The 7495-nt window shown below is 64.0% G+C and carries 7 protein-coding genes; 4 read left to right on the forward strand and 3 right to left on the reverse strand.

What is annotated here, in order from left to right; genetic code table 11:
- Positions 1-191 precede the first annotated feature (191 nt).
- Entirely contained in the window at positions 192-1577 is a 1386-nt protein-coding gene (locus DBR34_RS01870; protein WP_128095484.1) for a sigma-54 dependent transcriptional regulator, read from the forward strand.
- 75 nt (positions 1578-1652) lie between these two features.
- Here the strand turns inward: DBR34_RS01870 and pilB are convergent, their stop codons facing one another.
- The 3 genes from pilB to DBR34_RS01885 form a co-directional block, all read right to left on the reverse strand.
- Complete coding sequence (gene pilB / locus DBR34_RS01875) at positions 1653-3380, reverse strand: type IV-A pilus assembly ATPase PilB (RefSeq protein WP_128095485.1); 1728 nt, start codon at positions 3378-3380, stop codon at positions 1653-1655.
- 93 nt (positions 3381-3473) lie between these two features.
- A complete protein-coding gene (locus tag DBR34_RS01880; protein ID WP_128095486.1) occupies positions 3474-3887 on the reverse strand; it encodes a pilin in 414 nt (137 codons plus the stop codon).
- Between the two features lie 101 nt (positions 3888-3988).
- The gene (locus DBR34_RS01885; protein ID WP_128095487.1) at positions 3989-4417 is read right to left on the reverse strand and encodes a prepilin-type N-terminal cleavage/methylation domain-containing protein; all 429 of its coding nucleotides are present in this window, start codon (positions 4415-4417) and stop codon (positions 3989-3991) included.
- 358 nt (positions 4418-4775) lie between these two features.
- Here DBR34_RS01885 and DBR34_RS01890 point away from each other — a divergent pair, with 358 nt between their 5' ends.
- From DBR34_RS01890 to coaE, 3 genes are all read left to right on the forward strand, one after another.
- Complete coding sequence (locus DBR34_RS01890; RefSeq protein ID WP_128095488.1) at positions 4776-6035, forward strand: type II secretion system F family protein; 1260 nt, start codon at positions 4776-4778, stop codon at positions 6033-6035.
- Between the two features lie 7 nt (positions 6036-6042).
- Complete coding sequence (locus tag DBR34_RS01895; RefSeq protein WP_128095489.1) at positions 6043-6906, forward strand: A24 family peptidase; 864 nt, start codon at positions 6043-6045, stop codon at positions 6904-6906.
- Positions 6907-6916: 10 nt separating this feature from the next.
- Positions 6917-7495, forward strand: a 579-nt coding sequence (gene coaE / locus DBR34_RS01900; protein ID WP_128095490.1) for a dephospho-CoA kinase, incomplete at its 3' end; no start/stop codon positions are given.

Here is a 7495-nt window from a genome sequence, read left to right on the forward strand (position 1 = left end):
GTGCAAGGCCAACCAGGCCAACCTGGAATACGTGTCGGTGCCGGCCGGTGGCGCGTGCTTCCGGCTCGTCCTGGCCGGCCCGCACACGATGCTGCCGCAATGAACCGCCTGCGGCAGGCACCGCCCCTACGGGTGTCCCCCTGCGTCAAACATTTGTCGGATCCAACCGCCCTCGGCTATCTTTCCCCCATATGAACGACACCCGCAGCGCCCTCGTCGTCGACGACGAACGTGACATCCGCGAACTGCTGGTACTGACCCTGGGCCGCATGGGCCTGCGCATCAGCACCGCCGCCAACCTCGCCGAAGCCCGCGAGTTGCTCGCCAGCAACCCGTACGACCTGTGCATCACCGACATGCGCCTGCCCGACGGCAACGGCATCGAGCTGGTCACCGAGATCGCCCAGCACTACCCGCGCACGCCGGTGGCGATGATCACCGCGTTCGGCAGCATGGACCTCGCCGTGGAGGCGCTGAAGGCCGGCGCGTTTGACTTCGTCAGCAAGCCGGTGGACATCTCGGTGCTGCGTGGGCTGGTCAAGCACGCCCTGGAACTCAACAACACCGAACGCGCCGCACCCGCGGCCCCGCCCTCGGAACAGGCCGCACGCCTGCTGGGGGATTCGCCGGCGATGGACATGTTGCGCACCACCATCACCAAGGTCGCGCGCAGCCAGGCCCCGGTCTACATCCTGGGCGAATCGGGGGTGGGCAAGGAACTGGTGGCCCGCACCATCCATGCGCAGAGCGCGCGCGCGGCCGGTACGTTCGTTCCGGTCAACTGCGGCGCGATTCCCTCGGAGCTGATGGAAAGCGAATTCTTCGGGCACAAGAAGGGCAGCTTCAGCGGTGCCCATGCCGACAAGCCCGGCCTGTTCCAGGCCGCGCATGGCGGTACCCTGTTCCTGGACGAAGTGGCCGAACTGCCGCTGCAGATGCAGGTCAAGCTGCTGCGCGCCATCCAGGAAAAGTCGATCCGCCCGGTCGGTGCCGCCACCGAAGTACCGGTGGACGTGCGCATCCTGTCGGCCACCCACAAGGACCTGGGCGAACTGGTCGAAGACGGCCGCTTCCGCCACGACCTGTATTACCGCATCAACGTGATCGAGCTGCGCGTGCCGCCGCTGCGCGAACGCCGCAGCGACCTGCCGCAGCTGGCCGCCTCGATCCTGGCGCGGCTGGCCCGCACCCATGAACGCCCCACCCCGCTGCTGGCACCGTCGGCCATCGACGCGCTGGCGCAGTACCACTTCCCCGGCAACGTGCGCGAGCTGGAGAACATCCTGGAACGCGCCTTGGCGCTGGCCGAATCGGACAGCATCGGCGCCAGTGACCTGCGCCTGCCGCAGCACGCCCCCCCGCGCCACGGCGCCGGCCCGGCCCCGGTGCACGAAGAAGCCGTGGTCGACCTGCCTGCCGGCAATGGCGCCCTGCCCTCCTACATCGAGCAGATGGAGCGCACCGCCATCCAGAAGGCGCTGGAAGAGAACCGCTGGAACAAGACCCGCACCGCCGCGCAGCTGGGCATCACCTTCCGTGCGCTGCGCTACAAGCTGAAAAAGCTGGGTATGGATTGAGGCCAGGGGCCACGGTTTCCCGCATATGAAAAGGCCCGCAACCGCGGGCCTTTTCCGTTCAACCACGCTTGCCAGTCAATCCTTGGTAACGCGGTTGATCTCGGCCAGGCTGGTGGTGCCCGCCGCCGCCTTGACCAGCGCCGACTGCCGCAAGTCATTCACCCCGGCGCGCTGCGCGGCCTCGGCGATCTGGATGGCATTGCCGCCGGCCAGCACGATCACCGAGATTTCCTCGCTCATCGGCATCACCTGGTAGATACCGGTACGGCCCTTGTAGCCCTCGGTGCACTCCTCGCACCCCACCGGCTCGAACAGGCGGATGCCCGCATCGATCTGCGCCTGGGTGAAGCCTTCGGCCAGCAGCGCATGTGCCGGCAGCTCGATCGGCCGCTTGCAGTTGCTGCACAGCCGCCGGGCCAGGCGCTGGGCGATCACCAGCGTGACCGAACTGGTGATGTTGAACGGCGCGATACCCATGTTCATCAGGCGCGCGATGGTCTGCGGCGCATCGTTGGTATGCAGCGTTGACAGCACCATGTGGCCGGTCTGCGCGGCCTTGATCGCGATCTCGGCGGTTTCCAGGTCGCGGATTTCGCCGACCATGATGATGTCCGGATCCTGGCGCAGGAACGAGCGCAGCGCGGCGGCGAAGGTCATGCCGCGCTTGTTGTTCTGCTGCACCTGGTTGACGCCCGGCAGGCGGATTTCCACCGGATCTTCGGCGGTGGAGATGTTGCGCGTTTCATCGTTGAGGATGCCCAGCGCGGTATACAGCGACACCGTCTTGCCCGAGCCGGTCGGGCCGGTCACCAGCACCATGCCGTAGGGCTTGTGGATGGCGTCCAGGAACAACTGCTGCTGGGCCGGCTCGTAGCCCAGCTTGTCGATGCCCAGCTTGGCCGCGCTGCCATCCAGGATACGCAGCACGATCTTCTCGCCGAACAGCGTGGGCAGCGTGCTCACGCGGAAGTCGATCTGGCGGGTCTTGGACAGGTTGAGCTTGATGCGCCCATCCTGCGGCACGCGCTTTTCAGCGATGTCCAGCTGCGACATCACCTTCAGGCGCGCGGCGATGCGCTGGTTGAGCTTGACCGGGGCCTTGGCCACGTTCTTGAGCAGGCCATCGATGCGGAAGCGCACCCGGTAATCGTCTTCGTACGGCTCGAAATGGATGTCCGAGGCGCCCTTGCGGATCGCATCGATCAGCACCTTGTTGACGAACTTCACCACCGGGGTGTCGTCGCCCTTGGCGTCCACGCCGGAGTCGGTCGAACCGCCCTCCTCGTCACCGGTCGACACGTCCAGGTCGCCCATGCCGTCGTCGTCGCCGCCCAGCGTCGAACCGAGCGTGTCGTGCTTGGACTGCCACTGCTCTAGCGTGCGCTTGATCTGCTCTTCGTCGACCAGGATCGGCTCCACCACCAGGTTGGTGTGGAACTTGATCTCGTCCAGCGAGTGGGTGGGGTCACTGGTACCCACAAACAGCTTTCCCCCGCGCTTGAACAGCGGCAGGACGCGGTGCTTGCGGAGGAGTTCTTCGCTGACGAGAGCGATGGCGCTTTGGGTGCCGTCGAAGACGGAGACATCCAGAAGGGGCATGCCGAATTCGAGTGCGTTGGCGGCGGCCAGCTGGGCTGCGGTGACCAGCTTCTTCTCGGCAAACCACTGCGGCAGGGGCTGCTTGGCAGCGCCGGCCTTCGCCATGGCATCACGAGCTGCAGCTTCGTCCAGCGCCCCATCCTGGACAAGGCGGCGAGCGATGCCCGTGATCCCGACCAGATTAGCAGTGGCGATTGCGTTCATTGACTTAGCGTTCCTCTTGCTCTCCGCAACAGCTTAGCGCCATTCGGGTATGGCGCGACGACAAATCCTGCGCTCAGAGGCGGGCGCAATGCATCAGACGCGGCATTCGGCAGGAACATACTTGTTGAGGCCGTTCACCACTTCACAGCGCCACCGCACAAATTCATTGGGAACGTACGATGGCGTCAGCGAGAGAACGACCCCACCTGCTCGGGCGGTCGTAGTCACCGTGATTACCCCGGAGCCCGTACAGGTCACGCCAGAGACATTTTCGGTCGCCGCCGTCGTGGCAGCTATTCCCGAGCAAGCAGTCGCATCCAATCGATTGATATTGTTTATGTTTTCTGTAACGGTAACCTTGGCACCTGACGCAATAAGGATGGCCTCGGAGACACGTGCACGGATCGTGTAGTCCTGATACGCCGGCAACGCAATGGCCGCCAGGATCGCGATGATCGCCACGACGATCATGAGCTCGATCAAAGTAAAACCACGATTCTTCCTCATCCCCCCCCCGGGCTGCAAGGCCGTTTCAAGTTCATTGCCCACCAAGAAAAGAACCCCGCAATAAGCGGGGTCCTTTTAGACTCTTTACCAACCAACCGCTATTAGCGGCATTCGGCCGGGTAGTAAGCCGGCTTGCCACCGGTGCCTACGCAGGCCCAAGTGGTGCCGACGGTGCCGGTGCCCGGAGTCGGGGTGAAGGTCAGCGTAACAGTGCCAGCCTTCGCGGTGGTGACCACGGCGACAGCGCCGGTGCCGGCGTCGCAGGTCACGCTCGCCAGGTTGGCGGTTGCAGTGGTGGCAGCCGCATCAACGCCAGCGCAAGCATCCGGAATACCGGTCAGGGTGCCGCCGTTGTTGGCGATGTTCTCAGCGACGGTGACTTTGGCACCGCCAGCAATCACAGCAGCTTCCGACACGCGAGCGCGGATGGTGTAGTCCTGGTAAGCCGGCAGTGCAATGGCGGCCAGGATGGCGATGATCGCGACAACGATCATCAGTTCGATAAGGGTAAAGCCCTGCTGCTTCTTCATGAGTACATCCCCAAGAGGTAGATAGTAAATGGACACAGGGCCGAAGCCTGACCGGCAGTGCCGGTTGAGCAAGGCCATCGCCCGTGCGGTTGGATCCAAGCAGGTTGCGTGCCAACTTCTCAGCAATGCTCCCCAGCATTCCCCGGCGCAATGATGGCAGCAATCTTCAGGATTGGAACCCCCCACACAGAAATCTGCGACCAATCCGTCAATGTGACGTGCTGCGTCACCTTGTGACCGGACAGGTCTTGGAGCAGGGTCACGATTTCGCCCGTCCAGGGGATGCCACCTGCCCCCGGAACCGGCTACCATGCGCCGAGATAGCCCGCCTGGGGATGGTGTGGCTGGGGAGCCCTGTATGTCCGTTAGCCGTAGTGCAATCAAGAAAGAGCCCGTGGCGCGAAGCACCATGGAGCTGCAGCCGTTTGTCTGGGAGGGGACCGACAAGCGTGGCGTAAAAATGAAGGGTGAGCAGCCCGCCAAGAATGCAAACCTGCTCCGTGCGGAACTGCGGCGCATGGGCATCATGCCCAGCGTGGTCAAGCCCAAGCCCAAGCCGCTGTTCGGAGCCGCAGGGAAAGCAGTCGGCCCTAAGGACATCTCGTTCTTCAGTCGCCAGATGGCGACCATGATGAAGTCTGGCGTCCCGATCGTGAGCGCCCTTGAAATCATCGGCAGCGGGCATAAGAACCCGCGCATGAAGAAGCTTGTTGATACGATTCGCACCGACATCGAGGGCGGCTCATCGCTTTACGAAGCAATAAGCAAGCATCCAGTCCAGTTCGACGAGCTGTACCGCAACCTTGTACGGGCTGGTGAAGGCGCCGGCGTACTGGAAACGGTGCTCGATACGGTCGCCACATACAAGGAGAACATTGAAGCGCTGAAGGGGAAGATCAAGAAGGCGCTGTTCTACCCCGCCATGGTGGTTGCCGTGGCAATCATCGTCAGCGCGATTCTATTGATCTTCGTCGTACCTCAGTTTGAGGAGGTCTTCAGCGGCTTCGGAGCCGAACTACCTGCTTTCACACAGATGATCGTGGGTATGTCTCGTTTCACGGTGTCTTATTGGTGGTTGATGCTGCTCATCGCGGGCGGATCAATCGTGGGCTTTACCTATGCTTATAAGCGTTCGCCCAAGATGCAGCACACCATGGACCGCTGGATCCTCAAGGTACCGGTGATAGGCGAAATCATGAACAACAGCGCCATCGCGCGGTTCGCCCGCACCACCGCCGTGACCTTCAAGGCCGGCGTACCTCTGGTGGAAGCACTCGGCATCGTGGCCGGCGCCACCGGCAACAAGGTGTATGAAGAAGCCGTACTGCGCATGCGTGATGACGTGTCAGTCGGTTACCCCGTCAACATGGCCATGAAACAGGTCAATCGTTTCCCGCACATGGTGGTCCAGATGACCGCCATCGGCGAAGAGGCCGGCGCTCTGGATACCATGCTGTTCAAGGTGGCCGAGTACTATGAGCAGGAGGTCAACAATGCCGTTGACGCACTCAGCAGCCTGCTGGAACCGATGATCATGGTGTTCATTGGTACCATCGTGGGTGGCATGGTGATCGGCATGTACCTGCCCATCTTCAAACTCGGCGCCGTCGTCGGCTAAGGTAACAATGGCATTTCTCGACCAGCATCCCGGCCTCGGCTACCCCGCCGCGGCCGGACTGGGGCTGCTGCTGGGCAGCTTCCTCAACGTAGTCATCCTGCGCCTGCCCAAGCGGCTGGACTGGCAGTGGAAGCGCGACGCCCGCGAAGTGCTGGAAGAGCCGGATATCTACGAGCCGCCGCCGCCGGGGATCGTGGTCGAGCCGTCGCACTGCCCGCACTGCAAGCACAAGCTGTCCTGGTACGAAAACATCCCGCTGTTCAGCTGGCTGGCCCTGCGTGGCAAGTGCCGCCATTGCCACGCCCCCATCTCGATCCAGTACCCACTGGTGGAACTGGTGACCGCGCTACTGGTGCTGGCCAGCGTGTGGCAGTTCGGCTTCGGCTGGCAGGGCTTCGGCGCGATTGTGCTGAGCTGCTTCCTGGTGGCTCTGTCCGGGATCGACCTGCGCACCCAGCTGCTGCCGGACCAGCTGACCCTGCCCCTGATGTGGCTGGGCCTGATCGCAGCCAGCGACAATCTCTACATGCCGGCCAAGCCCGCCCTGCTGGGTGCCCTGGCCGGCTACCTGTCGCTATGGTCGGTGTGGTGGCTGTTCAAGCAGATCACCGGCAAGGAAGGCATGGGCCACGGCGATTTCAAGCTCCTGGCCGCGCTGGGCGCCTGGTGTGGCCTGAAGGGCATCCTGCCGATCATCATGCTGTCCTCGATCGTCGGCGCCATCATCGGCTCGATCTGGATCTACTCGCGCGGCCGCGACCGTGCCACGCCCATCCCGTTCGGGCCGTACCTGGCCATTGCGGGCTGGATCGTCTTCATGTGGGGCGAGCAGATCATCAACGCCTACATGGGCTACGCCGGCCTGCGCTGAGGGCCGGCCGATGAGCAGCTACATCATCGGCCTGACCGGCGGCATCGCCGCCGGCAAGAGCGAGCTGAGCCGCCGCTTCGAGGCCCTGGGCATCACCGTGGCCGACGCCGACCTGGCCGCCCGCGACGCGGTCGCGCCAGGCAGCGAAGGCCTGGCCCGCATCACCGCCCACTTTGGAGCGGGCATCCTGTTGGCCGATGGCCAGCTGGATCGTGTGGCGCTGCGCGAACGCATTTTCGCCTCCGCGCAGGAGCGCCAGGCCCTGGAAGCCATCACCCATCCCGCGATCCGGCAGCAGCTGCGCACCACCTGCGAACAGGCCACCGGGCCGTACGCGATGGCCGCCATTCCGCTCCTGACCGAGGCCGGCGGCCGCCAGCAGTACCCCTGGCTGGACCGCGTGCTGGTGGTGGATGTCCCGGTGGCGGTGCAGCACGCCCGCCTGCTGCAGCGCGACGGGATCACGGCCGAACTGGCCGATCGGATGATTGCCGCCCAGGCCAGCCGGGAAAAGCGCCTGGCGCTGGCCGATGACGTGGTGGTCAATGACGGCCAGCCCGAGCATCTGCAGGCGAAGGTGGAACAGTTG

Source organism: Stenotrophomonas sp. HMWF003 (assembly GCF_003061285.1).
GTDB lineage: Bacteria > Pseudomonadota > Gammaproteobacteria > Xanthomonadales > Xanthomonadaceae > Stenotrophomonas > Stenotrophomonas maltophilia_AP.